This window comes from Vibrio sp. THAF64 (assembly GCF_009363455.1).
Classification (GTDB): Bacteria; Pseudomonadota; Gammaproteobacteria; order Enterobacterales; family Vibrionaceae; genus Vibrio; species Vibrio coralliilyticus.
This window is the reverse complement of the sequence record NZ_CP045355.1, coordinates 1,252,009-1,274,764: the sequence shown is the minus strand read 5'-3', so window position 1 is coordinate 1,274,764 and position 22,756 is coordinate 1,252,009. Positions and strand designations below refer to the sequence as shown.

Annotated in this window: 22 protein-coding genes; 6 read left to right on the top strand and 16 right to left on the bottom strand. The window is 45.5% G+C overall.

Annotation, left to right across the window (positions count from 1 at the left end; all coding sequences use genetic code 11):
• Window positions 1-10: 10 nt before the first annotated feature.
• From kdsB to FIU99_RS05710, 5 genes are read right to left on the bottom strand one after another with little or no spacing between them, the layout of a single operon-like run.
• Entirely contained in the window at window positions 11-763 is a 753-nt protein-coding gene (gene kdsB, locus FIU99_RS05730; RefSeq protein ID WP_006959056.1) for a 3-deoxy-manno-octulosonate cytidylyltransferase, read from the bottom strand.
• Window positions 763-942, bottom strand: coding sequence for a Trm112 family protein (locus FIU99_RS05725; RefSeq protein ID WP_006075338.1), 180 nt, complete (start codon window positions 940-942; stop codon window positions 763-765). The genes kdsB and FIU99_RS05725 overlap by 1 nt, the downstream gene beginning before the upstream one ends.
• Window positions 923-1,930 carry a tetraacyldisaccharide 4'-kinase gene (gene lpxK / locus FIU99_RS05720; RefSeq protein ID WP_006959057.1) on the bottom strand — a complete coding sequence of 336 codons (1,008 nt, stop codon included), beginning with the start codon at window positions 1,928-1,930 and terminating at the stop codon, window positions 923-925. The genes FIU99_RS05725 and lpxK overlap by 20 nt, the downstream gene beginning before the upstream one ends.
• A 3-nt stretch (window positions 1,931-1,933) precedes the next feature.
• Window positions 1,934-3,682, bottom strand: a complete 1,749-nt coding sequence (gene msbA / locus FIU99_RS05715) for a lipid A ABC transporter ATP-binding protein/permease MsbA (protein WP_006959058.1) — start codon at window positions 3,680-3,682, stop codon at window positions 1,934-1,936.
• A 31-nt stretch (window positions 3,683-3,713) separates the two neighbouring features.
• On the bottom strand, window positions 3,714-5,951 hold the full coding sequence (locus FIU99_RS05710) for a DNA internalization-related competence protein ComEC/Rec2 (protein WP_006959059.1): 2,238 nt from the start codon (window positions 5,949-5,951) through the stop codon (window positions 3,714-3,716).
• Between the two features lie 8 nt (window positions 5,952-5,959).
• On the opposite strand from FIU99_RS05710, the gene FIU99_RS05705 reads away from it, so the two are divergent.
• Window positions 5,960-6,490, top strand: a complete 531-nt coding sequence (locus FIU99_RS05705) for a DUF2062 domain-containing protein (RefSeq protein WP_006959060.1) — start codon at window positions 5,960-5,962, stop codon at window positions 6,488-6,490.
• A gap of 108 nt (window positions 6,491-6,598) precedes the next feature.
• Here FIU99_RS05705 and lolE read toward each other — a convergent pair whose 3' ends face one another.
• The 3 genes from lolE to lolC are packed head-to-tail and all read right to left on the bottom strand — an operon-like array spanning window position 6,599 to window position 9,729.
• Entirely contained in the window at window positions 6,599-7,843 is a 1,245-nt protein-coding gene (lolE, locus tag FIU99_RS05700) for a lipoprotein-releasing ABC transporter permease subunit LolE (protein WP_006959061.1), read from the bottom strand.
• 1 nt (window position 7,844) lies between these two features.
• Window positions 7,845-8,531: a lipoprotein-releasing ABC transporter ATP-binding protein LolD gene (gene lolD / locus FIU99_RS05695; RefSeq protein WP_152472092.1), complete on the bottom strand. Its 687-nt coding sequence runs from the start codon at window positions 8,529-8,531 to the stop codon at window positions 7,845-7,847.
• Window positions 8,524-9,729 (bottom strand): lipoprotein-releasing ABC transporter permease subunit LolC, encoded by a 1,206-nt coding sequence (lolC, locus tag FIU99_RS05690; protein WP_006959063.1) that lies wholly within the window; start codon window positions 9,727-9,729, stop codon window positions 8,524-8,526. The genes lolD and lolC overlap by 8 nt, the downstream gene beginning before the upstream one ends.
• Before the next feature lie 165 nt (window positions 9,730-9,894).
• Between lolC and FIU99_RS05685 the strand changes: the two genes are divergently transcribed.
• The 5 genes from FIU99_RS05685 to FIU99_RS05665 all read left to right on the top strand — a co-directional run bounded on the left by FIU99_RS05685 (window position 9,895) and on the right by FIU99_RS05665 (window position 15,813).
• Window positions 9,895-10,464: a hypothetical protein gene (locus FIU99_RS05685; RefSeq protein ID WP_006959064.1), complete on the top strand. Its 570-nt coding sequence runs from the start codon at window positions 9,895-9,897 to the stop codon at window positions 10,462-10,464.
• 7 nt (window positions 10,465-10,471) lie between these two features.
• Window positions 10,472-13,933 (top strand): transcription-repair coupling factor, encoded by a 3,462-nt coding sequence (mfd, locus tag FIU99_RS05680; RefSeq protein ID WP_006959065.1) that lies wholly within the window; start codon window positions 10,472-10,474, stop codon window positions 13,931-13,933.
• Window positions 13,934-13,987: 54 nt separating this feature from the next.
• A complete protein-coding gene (locus FIU99_RS05675) occupies window positions 13,988-14,761 on the top strand; it encodes a peptidoglycan binding protein CsiV (RefSeq protein WP_006959066.1) in 774 nt (257 codons plus the stop codon).
• A 59-nt stretch (window positions 14,762-14,820) separates the two neighbouring features.
• Window positions 14,821-15,369 (top strand): GNAT family N-acetyltransferase, encoded by a 549-nt coding sequence (locus FIU99_RS05670; protein WP_006959067.1) that lies wholly within the window; start codon window positions 14,821-14,823, stop codon window positions 15,367-15,369.
• Between the two features lie 126 nt (window positions 15,370-15,495).
• Window positions 15,496-15,813 carry a hypothetical protein gene (locus FIU99_RS05665; protein WP_006959068.1) on the top strand — a complete coding sequence of 106 codons (318 nt, stop codon included), beginning with the start codon at window positions 15,496-15,498 and terminating at the stop codon, window positions 15,811-15,813.
• Window positions 15,814-15,906: 93 nt separating this feature from the next.
• Here FIU99_RS05665 and tnpA read toward each other — a convergent pair whose 3' ends face one another.
• From tnpA to hinT, 8 genes are all read right to left on the bottom strand, one after another.
• Window positions 15,907-16,353, bottom strand: a complete 447-nt coding sequence (gene tnpA, locus FIU99_RS05660; RefSeq protein ID WP_039951144.1) for an IS200/IS605 family transposase — start codon at window positions 16,351-16,353, stop codon at window positions 15,907-15,909.
• Window positions 16,354-16,516: 163 nt separating this feature from the next.
• Window positions 16,517-17,806 (bottom strand): NAD(P)/FAD-dependent oxidoreductase, encoded by a 1,290-nt coding sequence (locus FIU99_RS05655; RefSeq protein ID WP_006959069.1) that lies wholly within the window; start codon window positions 17,804-17,806, stop codon window positions 16,517-16,519.
• 411 nt (window positions 17,807-18,217) lie between these two features.
• Window positions 18,218-18,760: an alpha/beta hydrolase YcfP gene (gene ycfP, locus FIU99_RS05650; protein WP_021455149.1), complete on the bottom strand. Its 543-nt coding sequence runs from the start codon at window positions 18,758-18,760 to the stop codon at window positions 18,218-18,220.
• Between the two features lie 99 nt (window positions 18,761-18,859).
• Window positions 18,860-19,714 carry a phosphotransferase gene (locus FIU99_RS05645; protein ID WP_006959072.1) on the bottom strand — a complete coding sequence of 285 codons (855 nt, stop codon included), beginning with the start codon at window positions 19,712-19,714 and terminating at the stop codon, window positions 18,860-18,862.
• A gap of 18 nt (window positions 19,715-19,732) precedes the next feature.
• Complete coding sequence (lpoB, locus tag FIU99_RS05640; protein ID WP_006959073.1) at window positions 19,733-20,323, bottom strand: penicillin-binding protein activator LpoB; 591 nt, start codon at window positions 20,321-20,323, stop codon at window positions 19,733-19,735.
• A 73-nt stretch (window positions 20,324-20,396) separates the two neighbouring features.
• The gene (locus FIU99_RS05635; RefSeq protein ID WP_006959074.1) at window positions 20,397-20,786 is read right to left on the bottom strand and encodes a YcfL family protein; all 390 of its coding nucleotides are present in this window, start codon (window positions 20,784-20,786) and stop codon (window positions 20,397-20,399) included.
• Complete coding sequence (locus FIU99_RS05630) at window positions 20,783-22,177, bottom strand: COG3014 family protein (RefSeq protein WP_006959076.1); 1,395 nt, start codon at window positions 22,175-22,177, stop codon at window positions 20,783-20,785. The genes FIU99_RS05635 and FIU99_RS05630 overlap by 4 nt, the downstream gene beginning before the upstream one ends.
• A 106-nt stretch (window positions 22,178-22,283) precedes the next feature.
• The gene (hinT, locus tag FIU99_RS05625; protein WP_006959079.1) at window positions 22,284-22,634 is read right to left on the bottom strand and encodes a purine nucleoside phosphoramidase; all 351 of its coding nucleotides are present in this window, start codon (window positions 22,632-22,634) and stop codon (window positions 22,284-22,286) included.
• Window positions 22,635-22,756 lie beyond the last annotated feature (122 nt).

The window sequence follows — 22,756 nt, the reverse complement described above, 5'->3', positions numbered from 1 at the left end:
GGCCTTTTCTTTATTGATGAGCAATGAGCTTCCTCACTACTTCTAAATCTTCTGGAGTATCAACGCCAGCAGGTGGCGCTTGCTTAGCCACCTCGACATGAATTTTCTCACCATACCACAATACTCGAAGCTGCTCTAAACTCTCAATTTTCTCTAGAGCAGTTGGTTCCCAGTTGATATAGGTATTGATGAACCCCGCGCGATAAGCATAGATACCGATGTGACGCATCAGAGGTTGAGCAATCACCTTGCCACCATTGGCAAAGTTATCTCGATCCCACGGGATAGTCGCACGACTAAAGTACATCGCATAACCATCTTTATCTGTCAAAACTTTCACTGCATTCGGGTTAAAGACTTCGTCTTCATGGGAAATTTCAACTGCTAACGTTGCCATAGGAGCTTGGCTGCTCGCTAGATTACTCGCAACTTGCGTGATAATTGCTGGCGGAATCAGTGGCTCATCGCCCTGTACATTCACGATCACATGATCGTCCGGAATGTTCATGACTTTCACAACTTCAGCTAAACGCTCAGTTCCCGATTCATGTTCAGAGGATGTCATGCAAACCACACCACCGAATGCTTGTACCGCACTCTCCACTCGCGCATCGTCAGTCGCAACGACAACTTTCTCAGCACCAGCCTGCAGTGATTGCTCGTAGACCCACTGAATCATTGGTTTACCACCAATGTCAGCTAATGGCTTACCTGGTAAACGTGTTGATTCATAACGTGCAGGTATAACGACGGTAAATGACATTATCGCCCCTCTTCCATGCTCATTTGGCGCGCTTCAGGCTCCAGTAGGACCGGGATACCTTCTTTAATCGGGTAAGCAAGGCGGTCCAACTTGCAGATCAGCTCTTGTTTGTCTTTGTCGAACGTAAGCTTACCTTTGCATACAGGGCAAGCTACAATCTCAAGCAGTCGATGGTCCATACTTTTCTTTAACCTCTTTAATCTTACTTAAAATGCGCGTCTCATCTTGGGGACTAAAGCTAGCAGTCACTGGAAGATACCACCAGTTTTCTTCTGCGTAACTGGCACATTTTACTGCATCTTTTTCTGTCATGATCAGATGTTGTCCGCGGCTAGCCAAGGTTTGCAACTCTGATGGTTCAAAATTTTTATGATCGGAAAAGCCTTGAGTGACGACTGGGCTCGCACCGAGACTTTCTAATGTGTTAAAAAACCTCGGTGGATGACCAATGCCGGCCATAGCCACCAGCTGTTCAAGTTGACTGACAGGGGCTTTCTCTCGGGTTTTTAAGTTCACTGCCAAACTCGGTGTCAGAGCCATGGCGGCTTCGTTCTCGTGAGCTTTTCCACCATTAGTAATGATGAAATCGACTTCGCTCAACCGTTTCGTTGTCTCACGTAAGGGCCCAAGTGGTATCAGTTGCTCACTGCCAAAGCGACGATTACCGTCTACCACTGCGATTTCAATGTCTCTTTGTAACGCATAGTGCTGTAAGCCGTCATCTGTAATGACAATATCAACGCCAAGAGGCAATAAAGCTTTGACTGCATCACTTCGTACCGGAGATACCGCTACAGGAGCTGCCGTTCGTTTGAAAATTAACTTGGGCTCATCACCACAGTGCTTGGTCGGTGTTTGTTCTTCAACAATGAGTGGATAGCTCGGCGCTTTAGCACCATATCCACGAGACACCACCCCGGGGTTGTAACCCATGGATTGTAATTGCTCCACCAGCCAAATAACGACAGGAGTCTTGCCATTGCCACCAGCGGTAATATTACCGACCACAACAACAGGAACTGGTGCTTTGTAACTGGATTTACTCCCAGATACAAATGCCTGGCGCCTCGAACGACTGATAACTCCAAATACTAAACTGAGTGGCCATAACAATGGCCACAAAACATAGCGTAAAGGATGGTTTTCAAACCAGATTTTTTCAATCACGGTTTAAGCACCAAACTGTATCCGATGAAGCTGTGCGTAGGCGCCATCTTTTTCGATCAAAGTGCTATGGTCACCGCGCTCAACGATTTCACCTTCATCAACTACCAAAATCTCGTCAGCGCTTTCAATCGTTGACAGCCTGTGTGCGATAACAAGTACCGTTTTATTTTTCTGCAACTCATCCAACGCAGATTGAATCGCTTTTTCAGATTCAGTATCAAGTGCAGAGGTTGCTTCATCCAAGATCAAAACTGGCGCGTCACGTAACAAGGCACGCGCGATAGCGATTCGTTGGCGCTGGCCACCTGAGAGACTAGTACCATTTTCACCAATAACGGTATCAAGCCCATCGTCCATATTGTCGATAAAGTCCATTGCATAAGCTAAGCGAGCAGCTTCTTCAATCTGCTCTCGGCTGTATTCATCCGTCGCGGCATAAGCGATGTTGTTGGCAATGGTATCGTTGAATAAGTGGACATTTTGCGACACTAGAGCGAAATGGCTGCGTAGGTTAGTCAGTTTGTAATCACGTACGTCATGTCCGTCGAGCTCAATGTTGCCTGAATCTACGTCATAGAATCGAGTAAAGAGATTCGCAATGGTACTCTTACCGGAACCTGAACGACCAACAAGTGCGACCGTTTTTCCTTTCGGTATGTCAAAGCTGACATTACGCAGCGCTGGTGCTTCTTTGCCTTGGTAGGTAAATGTGACATTTTTAACTGCAACTTCACCACGCACGGCCTTAGCTTCGTACTTACCGTTATCTTGCTCTGTTTCCAGATCCATCAACGCAAATAAGGTCTGGCTTGCAGCCATACCACGCTGAAACTCCGACGTAACATTGGTTAGTGCTTTAAGTGGGCGCAGTAGACCGAACATCGCAGAGAAAACCACAGTAAACGTACCAGGAGTCAGTTGCTCTTTGATTGAATCAACACTCGCTAGAAACAAAACAACAACAAGAGCAATCGATGCGATTATCTGAATCACCGGATTTGCAATCGCCTGAGCCGCGACCAGCTTCATCGATTGCTGACGCATCTGGTTACTCACGGTATCAAAGCGCTCGCGTTCAACGTTCTGTCCACCATAGCTAAGCACCACTTTGTGCCCTTTAAGCATTTGCTCAGCGGAGGCCGTCACATGCCCCATCGTATCCTGCATACTCTTAGAGATCTTACGGAAACGTTTTGACACGATACCAATAGCCCAAGCGACGACAGGCGCCACAATGAAGAGCACTAATGAAAGCTGCCAACTGTTCCAGAACATTAGAACCAGTAAGCCTATGATACTCGCGCCTTCACGTACAATACTCACTAAAGCTCGGCTAGTCGCCCCTGCAACTTGCTCTGAGTCATAGGTAATGCGAGATAGCAATCCACCAGTCGATTCTTTATCGAAATAAGACACTGGCATGTGCATGAACTGGCTGAAAATTCGTCGACGCATCAACATCACAACATTACCTGAAACCCAGCTCAAACAATAAGAAGAGACGAAACCACTCAGCCCTCTAATAACCATCATACCGAAGACAATGAAAGGCAAAGTGCGAAGAAAATTAGATTCGGTATCGCCAAAACCTTCATCTAACAAAGGTTTTAGGAGTGACACCATATATGTGTCGGCTACCGCATTGATAATGAGAGCAACGACCGCTACAGCCAAACCTGCTTTGTACAAGCGAATGTAAGTCCATAAACGCTTAAAAGTTTGCAGGGTCGTTTCATCTTGATTAAGAGACATAGAACTGCTTATTTTTCTTACAATATTCGGTCTATTCTACTCCCTTACGTAGCATCTGCCTATACCAAGCCAGCCCTTTCCACTCTCTTATCGCGTCAATTTTCCAATGGTTTGAATAGAAATTGACACTAACTTGACCGTAAGACCCCGTATCAAACCATTGTACGTCTCTGTCTGTATAACGTTTGACCACATTAGGAGCTGGGAGTCGCCACTTTCCATACAACGCAGATGAAGCGATGGCCACCTTGGGGCTAACCGCTTCAATAAACCGCGGTATGGAAGACGTTTTACTGCCATGATGTGGGACAACCAAAACATCGCTACGAAGCGCATCAGGTTGTCTGACAAGAAGCCATTCGACAATCGCGTCGATGTCTCCGGGCAACAGAGTTGATTGTTTGTATTCTGGGTGGGACACTCTCACCACGCACGAATGAGGATTATAGGCACGTTGCACTGATTCAACCGGCCACAAAAACTCCAATGTTAACTCGCCCCATGCGAGTATATTCCCCTTTAGGCACATTTGAGCTCGGGTAAGTTGCTGGCTAGCCATTAGAAGTTCCGGCTGCCAGTCGCGTAGCAACACCTCTAGGCCACCTGCATGGTCACCATCGGTATGAGATATAATTAACATATCCAGTTTACTGACACCGTGATAATGAAGGAAAGGCGTAATCACCTGCGCAGCAATGCTGCTCCTCTCCCAAGCAATTCCGGTATCGTAGGCTATGGCTCGTGAACCTTGCTTCACTACAATAGCCAAGCCATGACCAACATCCAAAACGAAGACTTGCCATACCGGCTTCTCTTTCCAGTCGATAACCCAAACCAACGCACACAATATAAATAGCGCTTTCCCTTGGATGCTAAGAAAAGTAGAGAACAACAGCAGCAACAGCGCCCCGACGAACAAAACCGTCAGAAAGTGGCTTAATGGAACCCAACTGCTGTCAGCGAAAGAAAGTGCATAGAATACGGGCTCAATAGTGATATCAACCCATTGCCAGAACACTGATACATTAAAAACGGTTTCAGCCAGTAGTGCCAAGAGACTTAGCGGCACGACAACGAAGCTGAACCAAGGGACGAAGATAAGGTTGTATGCGAAACTGGCTAAGCTCAGGCCTTGAAACGATATTGCCACTATTGGTGTCATTCCAATAACCAAAGTCAGTTGCAGCACGAGCGCATTTACCCAAGGTGACCACAATCTATTCTGCAACGAAACAAACACCAAAATTATCGCGACTGCCCACATAGACAGCCAAAGACCTGATGATGCCGCTGCAAACGGGTCAGTCAGTAAAAGCCAAGATAGGATAATTAGCCATTTATAACTTGCTGGGAGGCGCTTAAATGAGCGGAGCAACAACACTGCCAGACAACACGTCCACAATGCTCGTTGGGTGGGGATAGAGAATCCAGCTAACCAAGCATAAAAATAAGCACACACTAATGCTATAACAAACGGAGCAGCTAATGCTGTGGGAAAAAGCCTAAGGAGTAATTTGCCAAAGCACCAGCCAAGGTAAAACACAATGCCAATATGCAAACCGGATATCGCGATAAGGTGACTCAGTCCGCTCGCTTTTAGCTGCTCTTTCAGCTCGAAAGACAAACTCTCTCGTACGCCAAACGTCAGTGCTAAAATCAAACCTTTACTTGGCAGAAACTCTACCGAGTTCAACACTTGTTGATACAGTTCATAACGCGTAGAATCAGCATGACGAGTCCAGTAAGGCGTTTTGATTACAACACTCGCTCTACCCACTACTCGCTGCTGTAATGCATATTTTTCTGCATCAAAGCCAACATCATTGAGTAGACCTACAATAGGCTTAAGCCTGACTCTGGCCCCAATCTCATCACCGGGAGAAAGCATCATTGGAGAAGCAAGCCTTATTCGCGGCTGAGCAAACGTGTTTAATTCTTCACCATTAATTGATCTCACCACTACTTCCCCTTGAAAGCCGTGACTTATTTGCTTAAAAAAGCTGTCAACCTCCGCATTTATGGTAATATCCTGACCTGCTTGGAAAAGCATTGCTTGCTGATGGCGTAAAAGGTTACTGTGTATCACTAGTATCAGGCATGCGAACACAGGACCAACACACCACCTTAGCGATTTTGACCTTATACTGAGTATCAGGGTCAAGATACAGGGAAACAACCACTCCCATGCTGGCATATACCACCAGAACTGAGCGGTTGATATAAGGAAAGAGAACGATATAAGCGTCCAGTAATTTAAGTAGAGAGTCATATTTCCCTATGCCAAGAAAATTCATCAAACGCTTTATGCCTGACCACGAAGTAATAAAGCGTCAGAAAGCACTCAAAATTTTTGGCAACGTGCTGTACAACCCAAATCTTTGGTGTCTCAATCGCCGTTCGGCTTCTGGGGCATTTGCCGTAGGCCTGTTCATGGCTTTCGTTCCTCTACCCAGCCAGATGATTATGTCTGCGGGTTTAGCCATTCTTTGTGGCGTAAACCTTCCGCTCTCCGTCGCCTTAGTATGGGTGAGCAACCCCATTACCATGCCTGTACTGTTTTACTTTGCTTATAAAGTTGGCGCTTGGGTGATGCATATCCCACCTCAGCCATTTCACTTTGAGCTTTCTTGGGAGTTCATCATGCACCAAATGAGTACCATTGGACCTCCTTTCCTACTTGGTTGCATGATTTGCGGTATCGTATCGGCTATTGCAGGCTACTTCGGTATCAAAGCTCTGTGGCGCTATTCCGTTGTTCGAAGCTGGCAGCAAAGAAAGATCAGATTAGGTGGACTACTTAAAAAGTAAAAATCGAATTGTTTAGCGTTCGACGGGGCAATCAAACAATTGCAATAGTGATGTTATTTAAAAATGAAAAAGGACCATAAAGGTCCTTTTTTGTTTTTAGCGGAAGTGTTATTTCGCACTAAGCACGCTCGCCGGATTGAGTTTGCTAGCACGCGATGCGGGGTACCAAGTAGCAAGCAAACTTAGCACTATCGCCGTCCCCGACACTAAGCAGACGTCTGATATGTTGACTTGAGAAGGAAGAAAGTCGACAAAGTAAATATCACCTGACAAGAACTGGTGACCAATTAAACTTTCTAGCCCTTTAATCAGCTTGGTTAGATTCATGGCAACCGCTACGCCAAGAATACTACCTACAACGCTGCCTAAAACACCAGAAAACACACCTTGCCAAACAAAGATCCGCTTAATTAGCCCATCGGTACCGCCCATGGTCCTCAATATCGCAATCTCTGAGGCGCGATCTTTCACCGCCATCATCAACGTCGACACAATATTGAAGCTAGCAACACCAATCACCAGAACCATCACCAAATACATAATTGTTCTGACGAGCTGTATATCTCGATATAAGAAGCCATAGTTTTGCTGCCAACTGCGTAAGTAGACATACACATTCAGCGTGTTTCCGGCCTCTCGCACAATTTGCGTCGCATTCAAAACGTCAGACACTTTCAACGACACACCTGTAACAGCCTCACCCAATTTGGCGTATTGCTGAGCATCTTGCAGAGGAACTAAAGCGAGGTTATGGTCAATCTGACCATTGAGTTTTAGCAACCCAGCGACTCTCACACGCACCCTCTTGGGAGCCTGAACTTTAGTTGCTGAACCCGAAGTTGGGATCATCAAGGTGATGTAGTCACCTCGCGACACCCCAAGCAAGTCAGCCACACCTTGCCCTAGTATCACTTGCTTATCGCCCGCTTTAAACTGAGACCAGACCGCTTTATCGATATACTGGCTCATATTCGAAACGGCAGATTCTTTATCTGGATCTATCCCTCGAACTTCAAGCGCTTTAAGTTGTTGGCCTTTCTCAGCCAATGCAGTGATCTTAACGTAAGGTGCTGCGGCTTCAACTTTAGGGTGCTTCTCTGCTTGCTCAATAACCGACTGCCATTCCTCGATCGGGCCACGAACCCCCTCAAACTCTCCATGAGCAATGACGGACAATACTCGGTCTTTGAGTTCACGTTCAAAACCATTCATCGCAGACAAACCGATGATGATCACCGCTACACCCACCGCGATACCAATCGTTGAAGACAGTGAGATGAAGGACACCATTTTATTACGCTGCTTAGCACGACTAAAACGGCCGCCAATAAACAGTGAAAGTGAAGAGAACAAATTACGCCTCCTCAACATTTAGCAACAGGCCATCTTGCATATGCAGTTGGCGATCCATCTTGCTCGCCAGTTCTCCATCATGTGTGACGACTAAAAATGCGGTCCCGGATTGTTCATTAAGCTCACGCATCAAATCGTAGATTGCCAACGCGGTCTTATGATCCAAATTACCGGTCGGCTCATCGGCCAATACCAAATCTGGGCTGTTAACCAATGCGCGTGCGATAGCAACACGTTGACGTTCACCACCAGACAGCTCAGACGGGCGGTGATCCGTGCGATGACTCAAGCCGACTTTATCCAGCAGTGCTTTTGCCGCCTCTTTCGCCTTAGCTGTTTTAGTTCCGCCAATAAGCAGTGGCATGGCAACATTTTCCAGCGCACTAAAGTCCGCCAAGAGATGATGAAACTGATAAACAAAGCCAAGATGCTGGTTGCGAAGCTTAGCTTGCTTATTCGAATTCAACTGGGCAAGGTTTTGGCCAAGAAAAGTAACTTCACCCTGAGTAGTATCATCCAAGGCACCCAAGATGTGCAGTAATGTACTTTTTCCTGAACCCGACGAGCCAATGATCGACACCAGCTCCCCCTTCTTTAAATCAAAGCTCACGCCTTTTAGCACTTGAGTATCAAGAGAGCCCTCGCGGTATGTTTTACATATATTGTGACATTGAAGCAGGTTACTCATATCTCAAAGCCTCAGCTGGTTTAACGGAAGATGCACGGTAAGAAGGGAAAAGTGTTGCTAATAGGCTTAGTGCAATAGCCAAAGCAACTACGATACTGATTTGAGTAGGGTTGATCACAATCGGTAGTTCGCCTCCTACGGCAAACAAAGCAATGCCCGCGCTCTCAAGTAGCGCATTAATATTACTGGCTAGCAGCACGCCTAAAGTGCCACCAAATATGGCACCAATGACTCCACTGCTTGCACCTTGAACCATAAAAATCGCTAAAACTTGTCTATCTGTCATTCCCTGCGTTTTCAAAATCGCGACTTCAGACTGCTTTTCCATCACGACCATAATCAGAGCTGAAATAATGTTGAATGCAGCAACACCCACAATCAAACCTAGCATTAAGCCCATCATATTTTTTTCCATACGGACGGCTTGAAACAGTTCGCCTCGCTGATCCCTCCAGTCTTGCCATTGCCAACCTTCGGGCAATGGCTGCTTACTCAGTTCGCCCACCACAAATGGGTCATCGAAAAACAAGCGCCACCCAGTGATGGTGTCCTTCTTGAAACGCAATAAGCGCGCGGCGTCATCAATATGAGTTAGCATGAGTTGACCATCAACATCTGAGCCTGTGTTGTAAATGCCTGCCACAGTAAAGATACGCTGACTAGGAATACGCCCCAGCGGTGTAAACTGACTCGCACTGGTCACCATCAGACGCACTTTATCACCAAGCGACACGTCCATCGCTCTTGCGAGGGTGTGACCAATGAACACCTGATACTTGCCAGCCTGAAGAGAAGACAACCGGCCTGCAATTAAATGGGATTCAATCGGGTCATGATCACTAGGCTTGATGCCAATAAGTAGACCCGCAGAAAGGTTGTCTGAGCTTTGAATCACCGCTTCACTTTGAACAATAGGCTCAGGATGCGCCGCAGTAGACAATTGTTTGGCAAAGTCAGGGATTGCGGTATAAGGCGTTTTGCTATCCGCTTCAGACACAATAGCCTGAGGCAGTACGCCCAAAATGCGACCTTTGAGCTGAGCTTCAAAACCGTTCATCACTGAAAGAACCGTCACCAGAGACATCACACCAATTGTGATACCTGCGGTCGACATATAGGAAACAAAACGACTAAACCTGTCACCGGAACGCCCGCGCAAGTAACGCAGACCGATAAAGGTGGAAACCGGATGGAACATATATAAAACCAATAACGTTTGATAGGCGTTACTGTAACGATTTATAGCAGGCGGTTGTAGCCCCTAATTGCTAATTAGGCGTCAAAATGTGTGATAAACAATGACATACCTTGATTAGTTGCTTCTTATAGCGATAATCAAAGGATAACTTAAAGGAATTTCCGCATGTCTGATCAAGAATACTTTACTGTACACCACAAAATGACCGTGAATGTTGAGCCTCTCACTCAAGATCAGGCATTTCCAAGCTTTGATCAGTTTGAAGGGGAAATTCCAGCACCGTTTTTGGTGGCCAGCGAGTTTAGCCATCTTGATCTTCTTAATGACAATGCACGTACTGAGTTGAAAAACAACGACTTCAGACATGTTATCGAACTGCTTGATACTCAAAATGCCAAGCTGAACTTGTTGCTGACGTTTATGCTGTCTCAACAAGATGATGAGCAGTATCGACACCTCACTCAGTCATTTGGTGCCAGCAAGTTCAGCTATACCGCTGACAGTGCACTGGCAGTCGATACCAAAACACGAGTCAAAATGTTTATGGAGCACCCATCAGCCGCTATTTATTGCTATGGCCATGTTGAAAGCTGCGAACAACAAGATGCTCAATACATTATTACGGTTAAATACGATTTATTGCGCGATCAGGATGAAGACCTCCTGATCAAAGCCGCTCTCTACCAGCAACAAAAATTACTTCGTCAGCGTTCACTAAATCGCGACAAACAATAATTCCATTATGTCTAATACATCGCTTTTTAATCTGGCTAACCCATCCGGAGCCGGAGACAAAAAACAGGTTGGCAATTTACAAGGGGCAAGTTTAGCCCTTGCGATTGCTGAACTTGCTAATCAACATTCTAGCCATACTCTGCTCGCTGTTGCTGACCCACAGACAGCCTTAAAACTGTTGCAAGAAATCGAGCAGTTTACTCAGCAGGAAGTTTCCCTTTTCCCTGACTGGGAAACCTTGCCGTACGATAACTTTTCTCCTCACCAGGAGATCATTTCGGATCGTATCGCACGTTTGTACCAGCTCCCGACACAAAACAGTGGGATTACCATCGTTCCCATCAACACATTGCTCCAAAGACAGTCTCCTAGAGACTTCCTAATGCAGCATACCTTGATGGTCAAAGTTGGCGACCTCTACTCGCTGGAAAAACTGCGTATTCAGCTAGAGAAATCTGGATACCGACACGTAGATCAAGTCTTTGGACCTGGAGAATATGCCAGCCGCGGTTCCATCTTAGACCTCTTTCCTATGGGGGCCAGTGACCCATTCCGCATCGATTTCTTCGATGATGAAATTGATACGATTCGTACTTTTGACCCAGAAAACCAACGTTCAATTAACGATGTAAAGGAGATCAGGCTGCTGCCAGCTCATGAATTCCCGACTTCAGAGAGTGCGATTGAAGACTTCAGGATCCGCTGGCGTCAGAGATTCGAAGCCAGACGTGAGCCCGAGTCCGTTTACATGCAGGTGTCTAAAGGAACTTGGCCTGCGGGTATTGAGTACTGGCAACCGCTGTTTTTTGGGCACACCGAAACCTTGTTTGACTACATTGCCGATGACAGCCAATTAATCACGGTCGGTGATTTAGAAGCAGCCATCGACCACTTCCTCAGTGATGTCGACTACCGATACGACCAACGCAAAGTGGATCCACTGAGACCTCTGTTGCCGCCAGAAGAGTTGTGGCTGAAGAAAGATGAGCTCTTTAGTCGCTTTAAAACGCTGCCTCAAATACAACTTTCTGCCGATGCGGTTGTGGAAAAACAAGGGCGTACTAACCCAACTATTCAACCATTACCAGAATTGGCTGTTCAGCACCAAAACAAGGAACCGATGTCGGCGCTACGCCAGTTTAGTGAAAACTTCACTGGTAAAATCGTTTTCTCCGTCGAATCTGAAGGCCGCCGCGAGGCACTCCTTGAACTGTTGCAACGCATAAAGCTTCGCCCGGTCGAACACGAAAGTTTCTCTGCCGCGACAGAAAGCAACGATAAATTCACTTTAGTACTAGGCGCCTCTGAACATGGATTCCTGTTTGGAGAGAATCAGGTTGCTTTGATATGTGAAAGTGACTTACTCGGTGACCGAGTTATCCAGCGTCGCCGTAAAGATCGCAAAACTACAAACAGTGATGCCGTCATACGCAACCTTGCCGAGCTTAAGCCCGGTCAGCCTGTCGTTCACATCGACCACGGTATCGGCCGCTACATCGGGCTGCAAACGCTGGAAGCAGGTGGAATGACAACCGAATACGTCACACTGGAATACCAAAATGACGCCAAGCTCTACGTACCGGTTGCGGCATTAAACTTGATCAGTCGTTACTCCGGTGGCGCAGAAGAGTCCGCTCCACTGCATAAACTGGGTGGCGAAGCTTGGGCGAAAGCGCGTCGCAGAGCCGCTGAAAAAGTGCGTGATGTGGCAGCAGAGCTACTTGATGTTTACGCGAAACGAGAGCTTAAGCCGGGTTATAAGTTTGCCCTTGACCGTGACCAGTACGCCACTTTCAAAGCCGGGTTCCCTTTCGAAGAAACCGATGATCAGTCCATGGCGATCAACGCGGTTATGTCTGATATGTGCCAAGCCAAAGCGATGGATCGTCTAGTATGCGGTGATGTAGGCTTTGGTAAAACCGAAGTGGCGATGCGTGCTGCCTTTCTTGCTACGGACAACGGTAAGCAAGTGGCTGTCTTAGTTCCTACCACACTGCTTGCCCAGCAACACTTTGAAAACTTCAGAGACCGCTTTGCTAACTTGCCGATTCGAGTCGAAGTACTGTCACGTTTCAAAACAGCGAAGGAGCAAAAGCAAGTACTGCAAGATATTGAAGACGGCAAAGTCGATTTGGTGGTTGGTACACATAAGCTGCTTTCTAACGACATCAAATTCAAAGACCTTGGCTTGTTGATTGTCGACGAAGAACACCGCTTTGGTGTACGACAAAAAGAGAAAATGAAAGCGATGCGCGCAGACGTTGATATTCTGACGTTAACAGCAACGCCTATTCCAAGAACGCTGAATATGGCTATGAGTGGGATGCGCGATTTATCGATCATCGCAACACCACCAGCAAGGCGACTGGCGATTAAAACTTTTGTTCGTCAACGCGATGATGCCGTTGTAAGAGAAGCCGTGCTGCGTGAAATCATGCGTGGTGGGCAGATATACTTCTTGCATAACCAAGTTGAAACCATCGAAAAAGTCGCTGCTGATTTAGAGAAGCTCATTCCTGAAGCGCGCATTACCGTGGCTCACGGTCAGATGCGCGAACGTGAGCTTGAGCGCATCATGAATGACTTCTACCATCAGCGATTTAATCTGTTGGTGTGTACGACCATCATTGAAACTGGCATCGACGTCCCGACTGCCAACACCATCATTATGGATAGAGCCGATAACCTCGGTCTGGCACAGCTGCACCAGTTACGTGGTCGCGTTGGTCGTTCACACCACCAGGCATACGCCTACTTACTCACACCTCACCCTAAAGCCATGACTAAGGATGCCATTAAGCGTCTAGATGCGATTGCATCACTGGAAGATTTAGGTGCAGGTTTTACACTCGCCACTCACGATCTCGAAATCCGTGGTGCAGGTGAGCTGTTGGGGGATGAACAAAGCGGGCAAATTCAATCTGTCGGTTTTACGCTGTATATGGAGATGCTGGAGCAGGCTGTTGAAGCGCTGAAAGAAGGGAAAGAACCTTCTTTAGACGAGTTACTCAGAGAACAGACTGAGGTAGAAATGCGTCTACCTGCCCTTCTGCCAGATGACTATATTCCAGATATCAACACGCGCTTATCTATGTATAAGCAGATTGCGAGCGTATCAGACAAAGCCGAACTGGACGACCTTAAGATTGAACTGATTGACCGCTTTGGACTATTGCCAGATGCAACCAAGAATCTCCTTTCTGTATCAGAAATGAAACTTGAAGCTGGTTCTCTAAAAGTGAAGAAAATCGAAGCCCACGACAAAGGTGGATTCATCGAGTTCTATCCGGACGCTGACATTAATCCAATGTATTTGGTTAAACTATTGCAATCTCAGCCACAAAAATTCGCGATGGAAGGCCCAACTAAGTTCAAGTTTACGGTACCATTGGTCGACAGACGTAAGAGAATTCAATTTGTTGGTGATATGTTGGGCGAGTTCCAGCAGAACCTTTTACCACAAGCCTGATTAGATCAGGCTTAACTATTTTCCAAGGTGCGCTCACCTTATGATGGAGTTGTAATGAAAAAGCTGATCCCGCTACTACTTCTTGTTGTCGCGATGCCTTCATGGGCCCAGCGCCAATTTGATATAGAAGTGATCATTTTTAAGCGTGCGGTAAACCCAGAACAAACCGCTGAGTCCTGGCCAAACTCTGTACCTGAAATTTCAATGAAACGAGTCGGCAATTTCAATGACGCTAGCTACCGCCAGCAAAAAGGCGTTGAAATGCTACCCGCTTCATCCTATGAGTTGAACCCTCAAGCTCAGAAGCTAAAAAATCACGCCGGCTTTAAGGTGCTCTTGCATACTGCATGGAGACAAGGCGACGGCAACCGCTATGTCGCGCCAACCTTCCATATTCAGGCCGGTCGAGATTTTTCTGGCCAATTCAATGCTGACGGTTCGCAGAAAGGTTCAGATATTGGTACAGAGGTCATTGACGGAGTCACCGAAGAAAGTATTGCAAAGCCACTTTATGAGTTGGACGGCAAGTTGCAAGTTTACGTCGAGCACTACCTTTATGCGGACGTTAAACTGGACTTGAAAGCACCAAGCGTGCGTGATGTGACATTCGAAGCAAAACCTCTTGAGTTCACACCCACAGACGACATGGTTGCCGAAGACACGGTTCAAGTCGGCTTGATGGAAGATGTGACGCCAACAGTGCATACCGAAGAGTTTCTAAAGAGCTACCGCATGGACCAAAAACGCCGTATGCGAAGCACCGAAACCCACTTCTTAGATCACCCTTTGCTAGGGATGATTATTCAGGTCCGCCGTGTCGCACAATAACCTGAATTAAATAGCGTTTCACAGCCCTTTCAAGGGCTGTTTTTCTATAAAGGAGCATTATGGGGCCGGATTACCACATCATCACACCCAGATTAGTTTTGAAACTGATTCCTCAAGAAGATGCTGAAAAGCTGGCTCAGTGTGTCGTTCAATCTCCCAGCCTTCACCGCTGGATAGATTGGTGCCATGATAAGTTCACGATTAAAGAGGCAGAACGCTTTGTTCTTGCCACTCGACTGAACTGGGTGAAATCAGAAGCCTACGGTTTTGGTCTTTATCGTCGCAGTGATAGTGCGCTGATTGGCATGGTCGCAATCAATGAGCTTTACCACACCTTTAATATGGCCAGTTTAGGCTATTGGCTCAACGACTCGTATCATAAACAAGGCTATGCGAAAGAAGCCTTAAATGCATTAGTCGAGTTTTGCTTCGCGCAACTTAAAATCACGCGTATTGAGGTCGTTTGCGATCCCGACAATATTCCAAGCCAAAAACTAGCCGAATCATGTGGTGCAGTATTTGAAGTAAGCGCCGCAAACCGCTATCTATTCAATGGACAGCCCAAGCAAGGGCTCGTGTATTCCATCATCCCAACTAACAACAAATAATCTCAAAAAAAGTGAATAACAATAACTTTAGAGATTTTAACGTTTAGTAAAGTTATTTAACTCTCCGCTCTTCAAAGATGTCAGATAGTATGATCGTCCAATTAAAAGAAAACTAAGAAAAACAATATGATCATCTTCAACTCAGACTCAGTAGGCTCACTGCTCAAACTACTCTTAGACGATACCAAAGTATCAAAAAGCTACTACTTCAATGATGGTTCGGAGAACCACAAATTGGCTTGTTTTGATGAAGTCACCGATTTGTTTGACGTAAACGGCTGTATGCAAAGTATCGTTACCAGTTACCAACTCCACTTTATTGGCGGACTATCACTAAAGGTCAAACGCCTAGGTAATGAGTACCAGATTGTCGGGAATCTGTCTCTCAATACAAAAAATAAAGAGGAGAGCCCGATCGCACATGTAGCGGAGTTCCATTTTTAAATATTCGTTAATTCACTGCCTTAGAATGAGTAAAGTAAAAATCCACCTGCATAGCAGGTGGCTTTGGTTGGCCCCCTATAAGGGGGCTCACTGCTATTTATCTAACCCTAGAAGCATTTGTCGCTCCTCTTCTTCTTTCCCCACACGATCTTGGTGCCTGACATATCTACGTATAATTTCCTCGTTCATCCCTACCGAATCAACAAAGTAACCTCGTTGCCAGAACTTATTACCCCAGAGCTTTTTCTTTCTCAAATACGGAAATTTGTTAAACAACCTAATCGCTGTACGACCTTTAACAAACCCCATGTAATTTGAGATACTCATGCTCGGCGGAAGCCTCACGACTAAATGGACATGATCAATTTGGACGTTAAGCTCGACAACCTTGCATTTCTTCATATTGCTGTAAACGTAGATACTTCGATACAGCTCTTTGCCTAAATTTCCTTTCAGAATCTTTAGTCGATATTTAGGTGTCCAAACAATATGATATTGGCACCGATGATAAACGTGTGAAGCGGATTCATATCTGCTCATGTTCGTTATTTCCTTCATTTGTTGGTTGCAAACGAGGACATCTTGAACATGAGCGTTCTTCGGGCAAAGCCCAAAAGAACGATCACCACCTTCTAAAGAAGGTGGTTTAGGGCCAGAAAACGAAAAAAAGAGCACCCTATGGTGCTCTTTCTTTTGGATATGATTAGTGCAGTTTAAGATTAGGGCGAAGTACTCGGTTTATCCGCCCCATCAAAATGATCAGAGCTGTTTTGAACAAGCCATGTAAAGCCATCTGATGCAAGCGATACAAGGAAATGTACACCACTCGAGCAATACGACCTTCTACCATCATAGAACCTTTGGTTAAGTTACCCATTAAGCTCCCCACGGTAGAAAACTGGCTCAAAGAAACCAAAGAGCCTTTGTCTTTATAAACATAAGCTTTCAGTTCGCGTCCATTGAGCTTAGCAACAATATTAGAAAATGCGCAGCTCGCCATTTGGTGCGCCGCTTGAGCTCTAGGTGGTACAAATGATCCATCAGCTTGAGTGCACTGAGCCAAATCACCAATTACGAAAATATCATCATCGAGAGTCGTTTGTAGTGTGTCTTTCACTATGAGTTGATTGATTCGGTTAGTTTCCAATCCACCAATATTTTTCACAAAGTCAGGAGCTTTAATCCCTGCAGCCCAAACCATAATCTGGGCAGGAATCTTTTCCCCATCTTTAGTAGTGAGGCCATCTGCACTCGCTTCCGTCACCATGGTTGTTGTGCGCACATTAACACCTAGCTTAGTTAACTCGTGGTGTGCAGCGCTGGAAATTCTGGCTGGCAATGCAGGTAGGATACGCTCACCAGCTTCGATCAGATTGACGTTTAGCTTGCTGGAATCGAGATCACCAAAGCCATAGGTTCGAAGCTCTTTCACGGCATTATGAAGTTCTGCTGATAATTCAACGCCTGTTGCGCCCGCACCTACAATTGCAATATCAACAGTGCCATGACCATGCTTGGCGTGTAATTTGAGGAACTCATTGTTCATCTCAGTTCTGAATTTATAAGCTTGCTCTGTACTATCAAGGAAAATACAGTGCTCTCTTACGCCTGGAGTATTGAAGTCATTAGAAGTGGAGCCCAACGCCATGATAAGGATGTCATATTCAAGCTCACGGCCTGGCATCAAAAGCTCATCATGTTCATCTCTTAGCTCGCCCAGCGTGATAACTTTGCGCTCTCTGTCGATGTCCTCAAGGCTACCCATCTGGAAATCAAAGTGGTGGTTTTTCGCATGGGCGCGATAGCTTAACGCATCAACACCCTCATCCAAAGAACCTGTTGCCACTTCGTGTAAAAGTGGTTTCCATAAATGACTGGCTTTGCGATCCACTAGGGTCACTTTTGCCCGTCTTTTTCGACCTAATGTACGACCTAGTTTGGTAACAAGCTCCAATCCGCCTGCACCGCCACCTACTACGATAATTCGAGTCACAGCAACTTTCCTCTAAAGATAAAAACTATGTTTCGAGTCGAAGAATTCGCCCCGATGAAATTGTGTAATGTTGGCCAATCTGCAGAATCAGTTTCAGTCTTACGATCAAAGGGCCATTAGAGGTTTTTTCGTCAAATACAACGCGATAATTGGAATAACAGTCTGAAGACTCAAGGCTAATGTGCTCAGGCATTAGCTCATAGTGGGCAAACTTATTGGTTTGCTCTCAATTTTTTTTGATATTTATCAAAAATTTTATGGTGGATTCATTATATAGGGCAAAGTGTGCCGCGCAACAAAAGATTACGTCAATCACACTTAATTTTTCCTTAATTTAAATTTGAATGAGTAAGAAAAAAGCGACGTGCTCAATTGACGTCGCTTTTGAAGAAATTTGGTTAGAAATGACGTTTAGCTGTCTGCTTTAAACGCTTTAATGGTCTGCAGATGTTGAGAGATTTTCTTAAACTTATGAGTCTCATTTTCATCCCAGATAATTTGGTAATGTTTCTCGAGTGCCTGAGCCGTTTGGCGGTTGTCATGAACCTCATCATCTTTAGATAGGATCACCAAACACTGGTCTTTGTTTTTACTACGAAATTCTTCAACACATTTTGTGGCGATATCTTCATACTCTTCAGGACGATCTATGCGTCCTTGCATGTTATTTTCCGGGTGCAAGTTAGGGTTAAAAATCACCTGCTTAATACCGCATAAGAAGCCGATTCGCTCAGACCAATAACCACCTAAGCCAACTCCACAAATAATGGCGTTACGATCACCAGATTGTTCTATCGCTTTATGCACTTCTTTTAACAAATGCTGCATATCATGCTTGGGATGCAAAGTGCTGTAGTTAATGAAACGGACGTCTTCATCAATGAACTGCAACTGGAGCACTTTTTCGTGGTTTCCCGGACTGGTGGAGTCAAAACCATGTAAGTAAATAATCATTCTATCACCCTCAATTCCTATCGGTTTAATCTACCACGAATACTAAGGTTTTAAAGTCAGCACATAGAATTATATCTATGAGGCATTCAAACAGTGATCTTAACTACAAAATGTGTCACGCAAAGCTTGCGCTTGGACAAGGTACTGCTCATCCCCCCAAAGCTGATAGGCAAGTAAATACCACAACATGGCCATCATAGTTGCTCTAGGTTGCCAAGCCATCACACCTTCAACCCAGTCATCAACACCCTCAATTTCCCTAAGTTGGCAATATCGATAAACCGACTCAAGCGGCTTTTCCCCCACCACCCCAATACTCAAAGTAAGATCCAACCTTGGGTCAGCCATCGAGGCATACTCCCAATCTATTACCATATTGCCTTTCGACTGCTTGACCATATTATAACCAGCCAAATCAAAGTGACATAAAGTGCTACCAATGTCAGCTAGGCTCGGAGCACTTCGCCACTGCTGGTAAATGCTCAGGTAATCATCAGACCTCAGCTCCTCTCGCAGCAACATCCAATAATGATCGACACGAGCGGTAAAGTTAAATGGAGCCACAGGGATTCGAGCCGTCTCTAAACTATGAATTTTGATCATTGTTTTAAGCAGAGAATCAAAAGGCAATCCATCAGTTAATGATTCACCTTCAATCCATTCCACCAACAACCCTTGTTCGTTGATGTGAATAGCTTTAGGTGCTAGGTGGGAATCTTCTATCGCTGTCAGGATTTGATATTCCTGAAAGCGTGAAATAGAAAAGGCTTTGGTTATCGAAGTATTGGGACGCCAGACAAAGCAATCGCCGCTTTGGGTAACAACCTTCCAGCAGCGATTAGTCAGGCCTCCGGTCAGCGTCTGAGCATAATCCGGAGAGATAGAAAAGAAGTGATCTAATGACTTCAATGAACCGTCTAGCTGACATGCCTCATGCCACGACATCCTTGCCATAAATCACTCCTCTATAGATTAAAGACCTAAGAAGCTCTTAGACTCTTGTTTGCGGATTTCAGTTTCATCTGCCCATTCAATCAGGCCTGTTTCCAAATCCATCAGACGCATTGTCATCTTGTAGTATACGTCTTTGTCACTACCACCAGCTTTAGCAATGCTCGATAGGTTGCCGTATAGCATGTACTGCGCACCAACCATTTTACCAAACTGAATCGCAGTGCTTTGGTTTACAAGCTCATCATTGTTTTGGAAGTTAAGTTGCTCGCGAACTGATTCAACGCGGTCCATATCAACAAAACGGAACTTACCAGAGTTCAACATCTTAGTACTGATGGTATCGGTAATCGACTCAGTATCAATATGCTCACTTGTCTTATTCTTGATACGTTCAACAAAAACAATCGGACGAGAGTCACGTGTAATGGCTGACACTGATCCTGACATCATCATGCTGTCAACCATTTCGCCCGCAATTTTCTGCAGGTCTGTTGAGCCAAAATCAATCGTTGTCGTCTCAACCGCCTGTGCATCACCGTAGCTGACTTTGTTCGAACAACCGCCCAGGATGACAGCCAAGCCAAGTAATGCGATAACACTTTTTTTCATTCTTGGTTCCTCAAATCTTTATAGAATCTTGTGTTATGAGTGTATGACTAAAGTTAGTGGACTTTAGTTCGATTTAGTTATCATTTTCGCGAATCTGAACGCGGAACTGCGTGCCATTCGGATTCACTGAAACTTCAGAAATAGCGATCGTTTCCATACCTCGAATGATCGCCTGACGCCATGGACCTAGCTTGTTGTTCACTTCTAGACCATTGTCGTCGTACCAGTAAAATCTGTACTGAATATGCTGGTCACCTTTGTATTGACTAGCGAGTCGAACAATACCTCGAGCACGACCATCAACCTGAGTAGTAGAGATATCTTCAATTTGTAGACGACCCGCTAACACGTTGTCTCCAAACAAAACGGTTTGCGACTCACCATCGATACGTAATCCAGCGGTGTTGCTAGAACAACCCACCATTATTAACGCAGCCACTGCTGCAATAAGCCATTTTTTCATCGAATTTTTCCTAACTGTTTATGCCAAATTGTAGCATTGCCTCCCTGACGAGAGATCCAAACGATAGCGGTTCGTCCCGCCTCAACGTCAAATTGATGTTGCTGTTCACCAACAACGATGGTTTGAGTACCCGGCTCAACTACAGCACTGCTGCTGCGAATTTCACCCGGTAATGTTAACCAACTGCGCGTATCTGGTTGCTCGGTCAATGTGTTCCAGATGTTCAATATTGCATTGCCTAATTCATCATCTTTCGCGGCACCTTTGCGTAATTCGTCTTTAGCCCAAACACGCAGCGCCTGACGGATGATTATGGTTGGCATTCGCTCTGACAAGTCGCGCTGTGCCATTAAGTTAACATCCGTCAGTAAGTCGCTTTGAAGCTTTTGACCATTAAGCTGCATAGGCGAAAATGATTGGCTTACTTGTTTAGGGTAATAAGGAAGCGCGATGGTATACAAAGCGCCGTTCCCACGACTGTCATAAAGTGGCAGAGTTTGCCTCCAACCTTGCAAAGCATCTACTACGCCCTGCTCTTCTAAAACTATGACTCTTGCTTTGTCGCTATTAAGGAAACTTGCTTTACCATAACGTTTCTCTAGCTGAACCAGGTCTTCGTTCATACCAAGGCGTTTAGCGACACGTTTCGCACCATCAATCACTTGTGCATTATCAGGCATCACAGCTAACGCGCGTCGATAGTCAACATAGGCATCATTCAGTGCATTATCGGCTTCGTACAAAAGCGCTGATAAATAAAGAAGATAACCATTTTGCACCGCCTGCAAGGTTTTACCTGCATCAGGATAATTAGACAGCACACTACCCAGGTTAGGACTTAACCCCTGCGCCTGCATGTCATTTTGTGCCGACTCAAGTTCTCTTTCGCGGTCTTTACGCGCTTGTTCTTGAACTTGATTAGCCCTGCGCATTTCAATCAAGGCACCTTCGAGGCTGTTTTTCTTAAGGTAGTTCAACCCTAGATAGAGATGTAAGAAGCCCAGCTCATAATCGGCAGGTTTATAGATATCTAAATTGTCGTTAACAGCTAAAGCACCAACACTGGCCGCCGTTTCTGTCACAGATATCGTAGCTTTGTCTTGTTGAACTCGAACTGCGGTATCGCTAGCTTCAAATGCTGACTTACTGTCATCATACTGCTGGTTAAGCAGATACACTCGCCCTTTTTCGAAGTTATCAAGAATGTCACCAGCCACCTCTTCAGGTAAGGCTTCTTCCGCCTTTTGATACTGACCTGTTTTGACCGCCTGATAGACTTCGTTGTTTTGAGCGCTGTAGTGGCTAAATAAGTTTCCAGCCGATAGATTGGCACATGCAGAAAGAGCAGCAGAGCTGAATATCACGAATGCGAGTCGAACGTGTTTACGCACTTCGTACTCCGAATTATTTATTAGAATTTCATCATCGTCGCGGTTGGACAACGGTATTGATAAAAAGTTTGCATGAATACCGCCGTCCTCATAAAAATGTGTAACCTTAGCTCATCAACATTGGGCCAAGTGGTCGTCCACCGACCAAATGCATGTGGATGTGATATACCTCTTGGCCACCATGAGAGTTGCAGTTAACAATCAATCGGTATCCATCCTCATCGATCCCTTCTTCTTTCGCCAACTTGCGAGCAACAGTAAACATGCGCCCCATTGTCAGTTCGTCTGCTTCTTCAATGTCGTTTGTTGTTGGAATCAACTTATTAGGAATGATCAAAATGTGACTTGGAGCACGTGGATTAATATCACGAAATGCCGTGACCAGATCATCTTGATAAACCACGTCGGCAGGGATTTCTTTGCGAATAATTTTACTGAAAATGGTTTCTTCGGCCATGAAGCACTCCATTAAGTGTTGTTTTCGTTGAACGTTGCAAAGGAGTATGCGCTAAGCTCGCTCAAATCACAATAAAAAACAGTGTTCACTTAACATATACACCGTACTGATAGTAGCAGATG